Below are 11,545 nucleotides of genomic sequence, written 5' to 3' on the forward strand. Positions count from 1 at the left end.
ACCGCTGCGTACTCATCAAGTCAACACCGGTGAAACCATGGTGGTGGATGGTGGCAATTGCCTGGTGGAGAACAAGGCGCCTTACTCAGCCACCGCCAACACCTGACGAATCACCCCCGATTGCCACTGGAAATAAGGGTTGTAGGTCAGCCGCGCATGGATTTTACCCGGCTCGCTGTAACCCCAATCCGAATACCAGACCTCTTCCCCCGCTTCGCACCGGGCCACTTCGTCGGCGTTGCGGCTGTTGCGGCAGAACCGCAGGGTGCCGGAACGACCGTAGAGCGGGTTCGTTGGCGAGAACAGAATGCCCATGTGGGAGAACTGGCTGATTCGTTCGTCGGCGATGCGGTCGGTACGCGTCAGGACGCGTGAATCGTGGGGGGCGCCGCTGTTGTCGGCCGGCGCCGCCTGCCCATACCAGATCAACCGGCTGGAGGAATGGGTAAATCGGTGTTTGAACAGTTCCCGCACGTAGCGCACGTCGACCACTGAATCCTGCTCAGTCAGGACAATGGCCACGGGACGGTCGAAGTCTTGGTGTTCGATGAGCCGACGAACCGCGACGCTGCTGCGGTAGAACTGGGCGAAGCCGTTGGTGGGGACGTTGTGGTAGCGCACCGCCGATTGTTGTGGCCGGGTGTTGTCGGGGGCCAATATCCAGGTCTTGAAATGCGCCAGCCAGGGCGTGGCCCAGTCATAGGATTCGCTCGATCGAAAGGCCGGCGAAAACAGCACGAGGCCCCTGATGTCCGGGTCGTTGATGGCGTATGCCAGCGCAAGATTGGCGCCGGTTGAGAAACCGCCCAGGTAAACGTCCGGATAATCCTTGCGCAGCAGAGCAACTTGCTCTTCGACCAACTGTTGCCACTGTTCCAGCTGCACGTCGATCAAGTCAGCCGGCTGGGTGCCGTGCCCCGGCAACAACGCAACGCGCACAACGAAGCCTTGCTCCGAGAGATCCTGGGCGATGTCGACGAAAGACCAGGGTGAATCCCCCAGGCCATGCAACAGGAGGATAGCTTTGCTGGACGGCCCGTCGGGGCGCACTTCGTAAGGCGCGTTCCAGGCCAGTTCATCGCTGCGGTTGGCAGTCTGGAACACCCGCCGTTCCTCGATCCATGCCCGTGATGCCTGTGTGTAATCATCAAAGGTCGCAGGCTCCGTCCGGGCGTCGGCCGCGCTGGGTTGCCGAGCACACCCGGCGATCAGCGCCAGGCACGCCACGGTAGCGGCGACGCCCAGCATGAGCGGACGCCACGACGGAAAAACAGTGCTGGTCTTTGCTGGAACCTTCAACGCTTACTCCCCGCTTCGCTGCCCAAACCGTTCGCCTCGTCAGGTAGCTCCCCTTGCGAGAGCACGCCATGGATGCGCTTGTACAACCACTGCGCGCCATCGTCCACGTAGGAAAACACTACGGGAATGACCAACAGGCTCAGCACGGTCGAGGTGACCAGCCCGCCGATCACCACGATCGCCATCGGCGCGCGAAAGCTCGGGTCGGTTCCCCAGCCCAGTGCGATGGGCATCATGCCTGCGCCCATCGCGATTGTCGTCATGATGATCGGTCGTGCGCGCTTGGCGCAGGCATCCAGGATCGCTTCGTGGCGACCCAGGCCGTGGTCCCGACGGGCCAGGATGATGTAGTCGATCAGCAGGATCGAGTTCTTCGTCGCAATGCCCATCAGCATGATCAAGCCGATCATCGAGGGCATCGATAAGGTCGAGCCGGTGATGAACAGCGCCAGGAACGCGCCGGGCACCGAGAGCACCAGGGCGACGAGGATGGTCACCGGCTGCATGAAATCTTTCAGCAGCAGGACCAGCACCATGTAGATGCACAGCACCCCGGTCAGCATCGCTACGCCAAACCCCGAGGCTAGCTCGCCCATCGCTTCTGCATCGCCGACGGACGTCTGCACCAAACCTGGCGGCAGCTCGCGCAAGCTCGGCAGGGCAAGCACGGCTTGCTCGATGTCGCCCAGCGCCTGGCCATTCGTCTCGATCTCGATGTTGACGTTGCGCATGCGGTCGAATCGTTCGATTTGCGCGGGGCCACTGGCGATTTCCAGCGTTGCGACATTCTCCAGCGCGACCGGACCACGGGCACCGGGTACCGGCAGCCGCTTCAGCGTCTCGAAGTCCTGGCGAGCGGCATCGGTCAGCCGCACGACAACGGGTACCTGCCGCTCGCTGAAATTGAGCTTGGCCAGTTCCTGGTCGTAGTCGCCCAAGGTTGCAACGCGCAGCGTATCGGCGATTGCGTTCGAGGTGACGCCCAGGTCGGCGGCCCTGGCGAAATCGGGCCGGACCACCAGCTCGGGGCGCATCAGGCTGGCGGTCGAAATAACGCCGCCGACGCCCGGCACCCCGCGCAGTTCACGTTCGACCTTCTGCGCATGCCGGGTGAGCAAGGCGCCGTCCTCGCCAGCCAGCACCAGTACATAGTTTTCCGATTCACCCATGCCGACTTTGACGCGCACGCCAGGCAAAACCGTGAGTGTTTCGCGCAGCTGGTTTTCGATCTGCTGTTTGGTCAGGCCCGGACGGTCGTCGCGGTGAGTCAGGTTCAGCGTCAGCACCGCCGTGCGGACATTGGCGAGTCCGCTGCCGGCCGGCGCCATCGGATCAGCGCCGGCGCGGCCATCGCCCACGGCGGTGTAGACCTTCTTGACGTGTGGGTTCTGTCCGACAAGCTCCCGCGCCTGTTCGGCCAGCACCAGTGTGTCACCCAGCTTGCTGCCGGGCGCAAGTGTGAGGGTCACTTGGGTCTGCCAGTCGTCCTCCGGCGGAATGAAGGTGCCCGGCAACACCGTCGCGAGCATCAGCCCCGCAGCGAAAAAAACCACGGCGCCGAGGCTGGTCACGGCACGATGGCGCAGGCACCAGCCTGCCCAGGACAAATACGGGGCCAGCCACCAGGCCGGCCTGCGCTCAGGCTTCTGCGGCGCCCGCAGCAGGTAGGCGGCCATCATCGGCGTCAGCAGGCGGGCAACGACGAGGGAGAAAAACACCGCTGTCGCCGCCGTCCAGCCGAACTGGACGAAAAACCTGCCGACCGTGCCGCTCATGAATGCGGTGGGCAGAAACACGGCGATCAGCGTAAACGCCGTGGCGACCACCGCCAGCCCGATCTCATCGGCGGCGTCCATGGCCGCCTGATAGGGTTTCTTGCCCATCTGCAAATGTCGCCCGATGTTCTCGACCTCGACGATGGCGTCGTCCACCAGCACGCCAATCACCAGCGACAGCGACAGCAGCGTGACGATGTTGAGGGTGAAGCCCATCCAATGCATCACCGCAAAAGTCGGTATCGCCGACAATGGCAACGCGACTGCCGTGACGAAGGTCGCTCGCCAATCCGGCAGGAACAGGAACACCACCAGCACCGCCAGCGCCGCCCCTTCGTAAAGCAGGTGCATGGAGCCCTGGTAATTCTCGATCACCGGATCGACCAGGTTGAAGGCTTGGGCGATGGTGATTTCAGGGTGCCGCGCCTTGAGTGTGTCGAGGGCCGCGCGCACCCCTTCGTCGACCTCTATTTCTCCGGCGCCTTTTGCCCGGAGGATTTCGAAGCCGACCACCGGCTCGCCGTCCAGGAATGCCGCCGAACGGCGCTCGCCGACGGTGTCGGACACCGTGGCAACCTGGTCGAGCCGAATGCGCCGGCCGTCGCTCAAGGTCACATCAAGCAAGGCGATTTCCTCGGCCGACTGCACCGTGGCAAGGGTGCGTACCGTTTGCTCGGTCCCGCCCAGGTCGACACGACCGCCCGAGGCTTCCTGTTGGATCTGGCGCAGTTGCCGCGAAATGTCCAACGCCGTGGTGTTCAGCGCCAGCAGGCGCGCCGGGTCGAGGTCGATGCGAATTTCCCGGGTCACCCCGCCGACACGATTGACCGCCCCCACGCCAGGCACCGCCAGCAAGGTCTTGCTGAGGGTGTTGTCGACGAACCAGGACAGCGCTTCGTCGTCCATGCGCGTGGCCGCCACCGTGTAGGTCAGGATCGGCGAGCCGGCGAGCTCGTTCTTCTGGATCACTGGGTCGCGCAGGTCGGCGGGCAGGTCCGCCCGTACCCGGGAGACGGCGTCGCGCACATCATCCAGCGCTTCCTGCGTGGGCTTCTCGAGGCGGAACTCGACCGTGATATCGGCGTTGCCGTCGGTCAAGATGCTCTGGATATGCTTGACGCCCTGCACCGTCGCCAGCGAATCCTCGATCTTGCGCGCCACATCGTTTTCCAGTTGTTCGGGTGAAGCGCCGGGCAGCTCCACCGAAACGGTGACCATGGGCAGGTCGACATCGGGGAAGTTCTGGACCTTCATCTTCCAGAAACCCATCAAGCCAGCGAGGGTCAGCAAGAGGAACAACAGGACGGAAGGCGTCGGATTGCGGATCGACCAGGACGATAGATTAAGGCTCATTTCGCGCTCCCGCGTGTCAGGCTGTATGCCGAATGGCTGGCTGGGTTGCTGCTCGGATGGCTGCGCGACTGGACCACCCGCACGAGGTCTCCCTCGGCCAGAAAGCCGGCACCGGCCTCGACCACGGCCGCCGTGCCGTCAATACCGCCGATGATCTCGACGCGATCGCCGACGCGGCGTCCCACCGTCACTTTGACCCGGCTCACCTTGAACTCGGGTCCGATCTGAAGGACGTAACTGAAACCGTCATGCTGCAGCACCGCGCTCTGGGGCAGCGTCATCATCCGCTCGGTGCCGACCTCGAACTCGCCGCGCGCGAACATCCCGGCACGCGCCGCGGTGCCCGCCGGGAGGTCGACGTAAACCAAACCATTGCGTACCTGCATGTCCACCGTCGGCGCGACCCTGCGCACCCTGCCCTCGATAGCCTCACCATTGGCCGCGATCACCCGCACCAACTGGCCGGGAGTGAATTTACCCAGGTCCGCTGCGGCGACTTCAGCGCGCCATTCGAGCCGACCGTCGCGAATCAGCCGGAACAGTTCCTGGCCGGCGGGCAGCACCGCACCCACCGTGGCATTGCGCGCGGAAATCACCCCGTCGTCGGGCGCCATGACCTGAGTCTGGGCCAGGCGCAGATGTTGCAGCCGCTCCAGCGCCCTGGCCGCGTCCAGCCTCGCCCGCGCCGTGTGTTCGGCCGTCACGTGCAGATGAACCTGTTGCTTGGATAACGCCCCGCTCGATTGCAGCTCCCGGGCGCGCTGGGCATTGCCCCGTGCTTCGGCGAGCGTCGCCTGCGCTTCGGCGGTGGCGGCGCGACGCTGCGCGAGTTCGGCGGCGAGCGTTTCCGGAGCAAATGTGGCGAGCACCTGGCCGCGCCGGACCTCATCGCCGACGTTCACCTTGACCTCGGCCAACCGCAAGCCATCGGCTTCGGTGCCGACGCTCGCTTCCTGCCACGCCATGACGTTGCCATACGCCAGGACGCGGGTCGGCTGCATGGCCGATTGGAGTTGGGTGACGGCCACCGTGAGCGCAGGCCTGGCCGGAACTTCGGCGCTATCGGGGCCCGCGCCAGGCGAAACGGTCATCATCACGACGACGATGGCGCAGGCCAAGGTCACGACAAACAGAACGACATGCCGTGTCTTTTTTTTCATGGGGATCGTATTCCTGCGCAAGAGGCCGCGTGATTGCTTGAGGCGGCCACTATCCGACAGGGAACCTTTCGGAACTCTTACCAGCGAAAAGGTTGTTATCCAGACCCAACGGTAAGTGTCCAGTAAGAAGAAGTTTTCAACGATAGGGACGCTTTCATCCTATTGATCTGGAGACCGTCATGCGTTCCATGCCCTTGCCCACCTCGAAAAATTCAATTGCGACACGGCTGACTACGGCCACCTCTGTGTTTGTGCTGGGCTTGTGCGCGTCAATGGCGGCCAGCGCCGACGAGCCGGAAGGTTCCCAATGGGGGCTTGGCGTGGGTGCGGTCAGCAGCCAGCAGCCGTACAAGGGCATCGACCGGGACAGTGAAGTCCTGCCGCTGATCTACTTTGAGAATGAATATGTGCGGGTATTCGGCCCTACCGCCGAGATCAAGTTGCCGGGCCTGGACCTCAGCGAGACCCAACAGCTCGAATTCAGCATCGTCGGCGAGTACGACTTCAGCGGCTACGACGACGATGACGCGCGGATTCTCGATGGCATGAGCGATCGCGACGGTGGTTTCTGGGCAGGCGCCAAGGTGAAATGGCGCAACGAGGTGGCCGATGTCAGCGCCGAGTGGCTGGCCGACGTTTCAGGCAACAGCAAGGGCCAGCGCTTTGCCCTGGGACTGGAGAGGTCGTGGACATTTGGCGAGCACATCATGCTGACGCCACGCCTGGCGGCCCTATGGCAGGACGATAAATACGTCGACTACTACTTCGGCGTTCGCGAAAGTGAAGCTCGCGCCGACCGGGCGGCCTATGATGCGAAGTCCGGTATCAATACCGAATTCGGCGTTCGTGGAAATTATATGTTCGATGATCATCACTCCGTATTCCTGGACCTCAAGGCGACGCGCCTGTCCGATGAAATCAAGGACAGCCCGCTGGTGGATCGATCAACCGAGAACAGCGTGCTGTTCGGCTACCTGTACCGTTTCTGATGAGCCGCATTCTGCTGGTCGAGGACCATGAACGCCTGGCGCACCTGGTGAGCAAAGGCTTGTCGAGCGCCGGGATCGCCGTCGACGTCATCAGCCGCATCGATGCCGCCTGGGCGGCCATCCAGCAGGTGCCTTACCAGGCGCTGATCCTCGATCGGGGCTTGCCGGACGGCGATGGGCTGGTCCTGCTGCAGCGTTTGCGCACTGCCGGGCTGGGCCTGCCGTGCCTGGTCCTGACAGCGCGGGACGCGCTGCATGATCGGGTCGAAGGCCTCGACGCCGGGGCGGATGATTATTTGCCCAAGCCGTTCGCCATGGACGAAATGGTTGCCCGCGTACGGGCATTGCTGCGTCGCCCGGCGGAACACCGGCCATTGGCGCCTGCCCACGGCGACCTCAGCGTGCAACCCGACACGGGCATCATGTGCAGCACCGAAGGCAGCGTGCCGCTGGCTCCTGCGGAAATGCAGATCATGCTGTTGCTGCTGCGCAAACCCGGTGAAATCGTCCGCCGCAGCGCCATAGAGGCGGCTGCGTGGGGCCTGAGCGAAGCCGTGACGCCGAACGCCCTGGACGTGGCCCTGCATCGTATCCGCCGAAAGCTGCTGGCGATCGGCTCCCATCAACGGATAGTCAATTTGAGAGGCCTGGGTTATGCCCTTCGTCAGGACGACTTGGCGCAATAGCATCAGCTTCAAGGTGCTGCTTGCCTACGTCGCGGGCGTGGGATTGAGCATTTTGCTGATTGCACTCGGCGTGTTCGCACTGGTCACTTCCAGGAGCGACATCCTGCTGAGTACGGACGTCGCCGAGCGCACCCATGAACTGTCCGGCAAGCTGCTGTTCGACGCTACCGGCCGGCCCACCGGGTTCGACAACAGCGAGGGTGACCGGATCTGGACCTTCAAGAGCCTGGGGGCAGAAATCGGCTACCGCGTGCTGGATTCGGAGGCAAACGTCGTCCAGACGTCCACTGACGCGGCGTTCTGGTCGTCCGTTGCAACGGAGCATCCGACGAAGCAGTCGCGCTTCAAATTCGAGCGAGAAGGCATCCTGATGTACGCCGCCACCGCCCCGCTGGAACATGACGGCAAGGTCTGGTATCTGCAATTCGCCGCCAGCGAACGGCTCATGGAACTGCTGCATGAGGGGTTCGCCTGGCCGTTCATGGGCGCCGGAATCGTCCTGTTCAGCCTAGTGCTGCTTTTCGTCTTCGGCGCCTGCGCCTACTTTACCTTGGGCTATGCGCTCAAGCCCTTGCGGGAGGTCTCGGAATCAGCGGCGGCCATTTCCCCGCGCTCCTTGCACTCGCGGCTGGAGGTCAAGGCCGTGCCGTCCGAGGTGGCGCCGCTGGTGACCAGTTTCAACAGTGCGCTTGAGCGCCTGGCGCATGGCTACCGCGTCCAGCAGGAATTCCTGGCGACCGCGGCGCACGAGCTCAAGACGCCCCTGGCGTTGATCCGCGCCCAGATCGAATTGATGGAACCCAGCAAGGGCCGCGACTCGCTGCTCGACGATGCCCGGCACATGACCCGCCAGGTCCAGCAACTGTTGCTGCTGGCCGAGACGAGCGAAGCGCACAACTACAGCCTCGCCGCCGTGGATGTCATGGAGGTCGCCCAGGAAGCCGCCAGTTATCTGCAACGCATGGCCGATGCGGCCAATGTGCGCGTCGTCCTGGCGGGCCATGTAGATGCGCAAGCGCCTTGGCAGGCCGACCGCAGCGCCCTCTTCACCCTGCTGAAAAACCTTCTGGAAAACGCCATCCAGCACGCCCCTGCCGAAACCGAGATACGCGTTGAGCTGAGCGCAGATACGTTGACCCTGCGCGATTGGGGCCCCGGGGTTGAACAAGGCCAACTCGCTCAGATATTCACCCGTTTCTGGCGCGGCGCTCATCGACGCGACCACGGCGCGGGACTGGGCCTGACGATCTGCCAGGAGATCGCCCAGGCCCACGGATGGACGCTCGTCGCGCGCAGGGCCGAGCCGGGGTTGTTGTTTTGTCTGTCCCGGCCCGCCCCTGAGCAACCCGCCTGAGCGCATGCGCTCAGGCTTGCTCACTGCCAACCAAACCTACAGGGTATTTTTGCAAGATTGGGCAATCATCGGACCGGATCGTGCAAGCTATCCCAGCCGATGCTTTCTATATTAATCGGTGCCAAACCTTCTGGAGCTGGTCCGACAATGAGCGCCCTCAATATCAATGGCCGTGAGCACACGGTAGACGTAGACCCCGGTACCCCGATTCTTTGGGCCTTGCGCGACACGCTGGGCATGACCGGTACCAAATTCGGCTGCGGTGCGGCCTTGTGTGGCGCCTGTACCGTTCACTTGGATGGCCAGGCCATCCGGTCCTGCGTGACGCCGATCGCCGCGGCGGTTGGCAAGAAGATCACCACCATTGAAGCGGCGACCGATGGCAGCGACCCGGTGGGCAGCGCCGTGCATGAGGCCTGGGTCAAGCACGACGTGGCGCAATGCGGTTACTGCCAGAGCGGCCAGATCATGAGCGCCACGGCGTTCCTCAAGGCCCAGCCCAAGGGCAAGCAACCTACGCCGGCCGAGATCGATTCGGCCATGGCCGGCAATATCTGCCGCTGCGGCACTTACGCCCGCATCCGCGCCGCAGTGGCCGATGCCGCCAAAGCCCTCGCCTGACAGGAGCTAGCCCATGCTGAACGAGATTTTTCCAAATGAGCTGCCGCGCGCGCTGCAACACCTGCTGGATCGCGACGGGACTGAAGGCCCAGCCACCCTGCCCCGGCGCAGCTTTCTCAAGATCGTCGGCATCGGCGGCCTGGCCTTGGGCGCGTTCCCGCACCTCGCCTTGGCGCAACAGGCCAATGGCGCTAGCGAAGGACCGCTCAAGCCCACTCAGCAACCTTTGGCCTTCGTACAGATCGCGCCCAACGGCGAAGTCACCGTGACGATCAATCGCCTGGAGTTCGGCCAGGGTGTGCAGACTGGCTTGCCAATGATCCTCGCCGAAGAACTCGACGCCGACTGGACCCTGGTGCGCACGCGCAACGGCAGCAACGATGCGGCCTACATGGACCCGGCGTTTGGCATCCATCTCACCGGCGGCTCCAATTCGATCAAGAACAGCTACACCCAGTACCGCGAACTGGGCGCCCGCGCCCGCGCCATGTTGCTCGCCGCCGCAGCCGCGCGCTGGAACGTCGACGCCGCGAGCCTGACCACGCAAAACGGCACAGTGCTGGGCCCGGGTGGCCGCAAGGCGACTTACGGCGAGCTGGCCGAAGCCGCCATGGCGATGCCCGTGCCGGAGAAAGTCACGCTCAAGGATCCCAAGGATTTCCGCATCATCGGCCAGGCCACCACCCGCCTCGATGCCAAGGTCAAGAGCAGCGGCCAGCAGGATTTCGGCATCGACATGCGTCTGCCGGGACAACTGACCGCCGTGGTCGCTCGCCCGCCGGTGTTCGGTGCCAGGATCGCGTCTCTGGACGACAGCGCGGCGCGCGCAACCAAAGGCGTGAAAGCCGTGCTGCGCGTGCCGCTGGACGGCGGTGCCGAAGGCGTTGCCGTGGTCGCCGACGGTTACTGGCAGGCAAAACTTGCGCGTGATGCGCTGAAGGTCGAATGGGACGTGGCTAAAGTCGAAAAGGTCGACACGGAAAAACAACTGGCCCAGTACCGTGAGCTGGCCGGCCAACCCGGCGCGCTCCATTTCGATGCCGACATGACACCCCTCGCCTCGGCCCCGCATCGGTTGGAGGCTGAGTTTGTGTTCCCCTACCTGGCCCACGCCCCAATGGAGCCGTTGAACTGCACTGTTCAGCTATCCGAAGGCCGCGCCCAGTTGTGGGTCGGCACCCAGTTCCCAGGCGGCGACGCCGCGGCAGCGGCGAAGGTGCTGAACCTCAAGCCCGAGCAAGTCCAGGTAAATGTACAGACGGCGGGCGGCGGTTTCGGTCGTCGTGGCGTGCCGACCAATGATTTTGCAGTGCAGGCTTGTGAAGTGGCCAAGGCCGCGCGCGCTGCGGGGCTTGATGCGCCAATCCGCACCCTGTGGAGCCGCGAGGACGATATCAAGGGCGGCTACTACCGTCCGCTGAATCTGCACCGCGCGCACATCGGCTTTGATGACAGCGGCAAGGTGTTGGCGTGGGATCACGCCCTGGTCGGGCAGTCCATCCTCGTCGGCACCCCGTTCGCGGGGCAGATAAAGAACGGCATCGACCCCACCGCGACGGAAGGCATGCGTGATCCCTATCCCTTGCCAATGCGACTGACCGTGCATCACCCCAAGCTCAACGTGCCTGTGCTGTGGTGGCGCAGCGTGGGTTCTACTCATACCGCGTTCGTGATGGAGACGCTGATCGACGAAATCGCCCGTACGACGAAACAGGACCCGGTGGCATACCGGATGAAGCTGTTCGGCGACCAGAATCCCCGCCATCGCGCCGCGCTGCAACTGGCGGTGGACAAGAGCGAGTACGGCAAACGCCAGCTGCCGGCCGGCCAGGCCTGGGGCGTGGCGGTGCACGAGTCGTTCAGTTCGGTGGTGGCCTATGTGGTGCAAGCCTCGGTGCAGGATGGTCGTCCCGTGCTGCACAACGTGACGGCGGGCGTGCACTGTAATCTGGTGGTCAACCCGCGCAGTGTCGAGGCCCAGGTACAAGGCGCAGCCCTGATGGGCCTGTCGATGTGCTTGCCCGGTGGCGCGATCACGCTCAAGGATGGCGTCGTGCAACAGAGCAATTTCGCCGACTTCAGCGTGCCGCGCATTACCGACATGCCGCAGATCGCCGTCCACATCGTCCCCAGCGCAGAGCCGCCGACCGGAATGGGCGAGCCCGGCCTGCCCGCCTTGGCCCCGGCATTTGCCAACGCCATTGCGAGCCTGACCGGGAAACCGCTGCGGCAGTTGCCGTTCAACCTGGCGTAGTCGCAAGCAAGTGACAACCCGTCGATCGTCGATCGTTCCCACGCTCCTGCGTGG

The 11,545-nt window shown here is 63.9% G+C and carries 8 protein-coding genes; 5 read left to right on the forward strand and 3 right to left on the reverse strand.

What is annotated here, in order from left to right; all coding sequences use genetic code 11:
• Positions 1-81: 81 nt before the first annotated feature.
• Genes HU762_RS02685 through HU762_RS02695 form a run of 3 tightly spaced genes read right to left on the reverse strand, consistent with a single transcriptional unit; the run spans position 82 to position 5,587 of the window.
• On the reverse strand, positions 82-1,248 hold the full coding sequence (locus tag HU762_RS02685; RefSeq protein WP_186632529.1) for an alpha/beta fold hydrolase: 1,167 nt from the start codon (positions 1,246-1,248) through the stop codon (positions 82-84).
• A 47-nt stretch (positions 1,249-1,295) separates the two neighbouring features.
• Complete coding sequence (locus HU762_RS02690; RefSeq protein WP_186632532.1) at positions 1,296-4,427, reverse strand: efflux RND transporter permease subunit; 3,132 nt, start codon at positions 4,425-4,427, stop codon at positions 1,296-1,298.
• Positions 4,424-5,587: an efflux RND transporter periplasmic adaptor subunit gene (locus HU762_RS02695; RefSeq protein WP_186632535.1), complete on the reverse strand. Its 1,164-nt coding sequence runs from the start codon at positions 5,585-5,587 to the stop codon at positions 4,424-4,426. The genes HU762_RS02690 and HU762_RS02695 overlap by 4 nt, the downstream gene beginning before the upstream one ends.
• A 179-nt stretch (positions 5,588-5,766) precedes the next feature.
• Here HU762_RS02695 and HU762_RS02700 point away from each other — a divergent pair, with 179 nt between their 5' ends.
• The 5 genes from HU762_RS02700 (at position 5,767) to HU762_RS02720 (ending at position 11,491) form a co-directional block, all read left to right on the forward strand.
• Positions 5,767-6,576, forward strand: coding sequence for a MipA/OmpV family protein (locus tag HU762_RS02700; RefSeq protein WP_238340330.1), 810 nt, complete (start codon positions 5,767-5,769; stop codon positions 6,574-6,576).
• Positions 6,576-7,262 carry a response regulator transcription factor gene (locus tag HU762_RS02705; protein ID WP_186632538.1) on the forward strand — a complete coding sequence of 229 codons (687 nt, stop codon included), beginning with the start codon at positions 6,576-6,578 and terminating at the stop codon, positions 7,260-7,262. The genes HU762_RS02700 and HU762_RS02705 overlap by 1 nt, the downstream gene beginning before the upstream one ends.
• Positions 7,231-8,616, forward strand: a complete 1,386-nt coding sequence (locus HU762_RS02710; RefSeq protein ID WP_186632541.1) for an ATP-binding protein — start codon at positions 7,231-7,233, stop codon at positions 8,614-8,616. Before HU762_RS02705 ends, HU762_RS02710 begins: the two co-directional genes overlap by 32 nt.
• A 147-nt stretch (positions 8,617-8,763) precedes the next feature.
• Complete coding sequence (locus tag HU762_RS02715) at positions 8,764-9,237, forward strand: (2Fe-2S)-binding protein (protein ID WP_186610296.1); 474 nt, start codon at positions 8,764-8,766, stop codon at positions 9,235-9,237.
• 13 nt (positions 9,238-9,250) lie between these two features.
• On the forward strand, positions 9,251-11,491 hold the full coding sequence (locus tag HU762_RS02720; RefSeq protein WP_186632544.1) for a xanthine dehydrogenase family protein molybdopterin-binding subunit: 2,241 nt from the start codon (positions 9,251-9,253) through the stop codon (positions 11,489-11,491).
• Positions 11,492-11,545 lie beyond the last annotated feature (54 nt).

The sequence above is a fragment of the Pseudomonas sp. SWRI92 genome (genome assembly GCF_014268685.1).
Taxonomy (GTDB): domain Bacteria; phylum Pseudomonadota; class Gammaproteobacteria; order Pseudomonadales; family Pseudomonadaceae; genus Aquipseudomonas; species Aquipseudomonas marvdashtae.

Excerpts from the sequence above, each read along its gene's own strand:
- HU762_RS02705 (WP_186632538.1), top strand. The coding sequence starts at position 6,576 with ATGAGCCGCATTCTGCTGGTCGAGGACCATGAACGCCTGGCGCACCTG.
- HU762_RS02685 (WP_186632529.1), bottom strand. The coding sequence starts at position 1,248 with ATGCTGGGCGTCGCCGCTACCGTGGCGTGCCTGGCGCTGATCGCCGGG.
- HU762_RS02695 (WP_186632535.1), bottom strand. The coding sequence starts at position 5,587 with ATGAAAAAAAAGACACGGCATGTCGTTCTGTTTGTCGTGACCTTGGCC.
- HU762_RS02710 (WP_186632541.1), top strand. The coding sequence starts at position 7,231 with ATGCCCTTCGTCAGGACGACTTGGCGCAATAGCATCAGCTTCAAGGTG.
- HU762_RS02715 (WP_186610296.1), top strand. The coding sequence starts at position 8,764 with ATGAGCGCCCTCAATATCAATGGCCGTGAGCACACGGTAGACGTAGAC.
- HU762_RS02720 (WP_186632544.1), top strand. The coding sequence starts at position 9,251 with ATGCTGAACGAGATTTTTCCAAATGAGCTGCCGCGCGCGCTGCAACAC.
- HU762_RS02690 (WP_186632532.1), bottom strand. The coding sequence starts at position 4,427 with ATGAGCCTTAATCTATCGTCCTGGTCGATCCGCAATCCGACGCCTTCC.
- HU762_RS02700 (WP_238340330.1), top strand. The coding sequence starts at position 5,767 with ATGCGTTCCATGCCCTTGCCCACCTCGAAAAATTCAATTGCGACACGG.